The organism is Vibrio amylolyticus (assembly GCF_023145695.1).
GTDB classification, from domain to species: Bacteria; Pseudomonadota; Gammaproteobacteria; order Enterobacterales; family Vibrionaceae; genus Vibrio; species Vibrio amylolyticus.
The window spans coordinates 1-1,634 of record NZ_JAJHVV010000029.1; the positions used below are offsets into that span (position 1 = coordinate 1).

General features: G+C 43.9%; 1 protein-coding gene and 1 pseudogene. Both read right to left on the minus strand.

Going from position 1 to position 1,634, the window contains the following annotated elements:
- A pseudogene (locus KP803_RS21710) lies at positions 1 to 342 on the minus strand (hypothetical protein); the annotation flags it as partial.
- A gap of 277 nt (positions 343 to 619) precedes the next feature.
- Positions 620 to 1,634: DUF1254 domain-containing protein (locus tag KP803_RS21715; protein WP_248010941.1), on the minus strand; the 1,015-nt coding region annotated here is incomplete at its 5' end.

The window sequence follows — 1,634 nt, forward strand, 5'->3', positions numbered from 1 at the left end:
GCCCGCGGTGTAAAGGTTTGACGCGTCAGTTAAATTTGTATCAAGGTAAACGCCACCGAAGCGCTCATCAAAATTAGCCAAACGAAAGCGAATGTTCTCAGATTGGGTGAAGTACTCACCAATCATGATGGTTTGTGTTTGGTATTCGCCATTGCCGTATAGGTTGTTAAAACCGCCACCGGCAACCAGTTTGATTTCACCGTTGTGGTCAGTTGCGATGCCGCCACGCCATGCTGTGTTGCGAGGGTCAGCGTCGTGAACTTGTGAGTCTGCTGCGAATGCGTTGCTAGAAAGAGTCAATGCTGCAATGCTAAGAGCTAAAAGAGTTTTGTTGCTTTTCATAATATGTGCCTTTAAGAATTCGTATGTTTGTATAAAGGCACATCCTTGTGCAGTAATTCCGTGGATGTTTTATTGTGCTGACTGAGTCAGCTTGTCTTATTTAAAATATATCTATCTTGATAGAAAATTGACGTAAATACCCTTATTGCTACTGGCGTGGTGTGCTTATAAGGCCGCATAGCGAAGGCACGTCCTTGTGCAAATTTTTATAATGGTTTATTTGATGATTTTATTTGGCCGCGATGGCCAGATATTCTGTGTACCCGAGAAACGGTGATTAGATTTTATTTAATTCTGGCAATGTGTAAGCGTCAATTTTATCCATATTTGGTAGGTATATACGCATGTTGATTGAAATGTTGTCCGTAGGAACGTGTAATAGATTGTCTACTTCACCACAAGAGCCTGTTTCAGCATTGCCGTAATGGATAGTGAAGGTTCCATCTTCGTTGAACTTAATATCTCGGTTAGACGTTGTCGAGTACTCGTCTGTCGCTAGGTACTGGTTTTCGTCGTACATAGTGATAGAGAAGAAACCTAACTCAGTGTCTGTGATTGACGGAGTTTCGTATGTCGCCGTGTAACATTCGTTCTTATCGATGTTGTACTCAGCCACTTTGTAGCTTGCGTGTGCATCTGGTAGAAGACCTGTAGAGATAGCTACGCCACGGTTACGTGCGTCTTGGTCTACCACGATACCAGCTTGTAGATCAGACATTGCATTTGCAATACCTTCACTTTGAGCGATTGCGATCCACTTCTGGTGGATTGGCATGAAAGTTTCCATATCCCAGTTAGACACTTCAAATGGGATTGGCTCGTAGCTTGCGTCAACGTATTCAAACTTTAGTTGGTCTTGAATTGCATTCGCTGCTGCAACGTCTTCTGGGTTAGATGCATCAACTTGAATACGAGCGAAAGCATTTACGTAATCTGACGTGCTATCTGCTTTGATGATGTGCTCGCCTGCTCCGTAGAATACAAACGCCGTGTCGTGAATTTGGTTAATTACGTGAACGGATAGGTAACGACCATTTAGTTCAGGAACCATCACTTTAATGTCAGAACGTGTGTCTGCCATTACGAAAGAATAAAGCGTATCGCGGTTCATCATTGGTGCAGGTTGCGCATCAAGTGCGATAGGTGAACGATGGTGGTTCCAGTTTTGTACAGCGCCGTTAGCCGCTTCTACGCCCATTGCTAGGTCGTGCATTGCAAGCGAGTAGTTTTCATCGGTTACCGTTATTGGTGCTTCTTGAGCCAAAGCGTTAGACGCAGACAAAGAAAGAGCG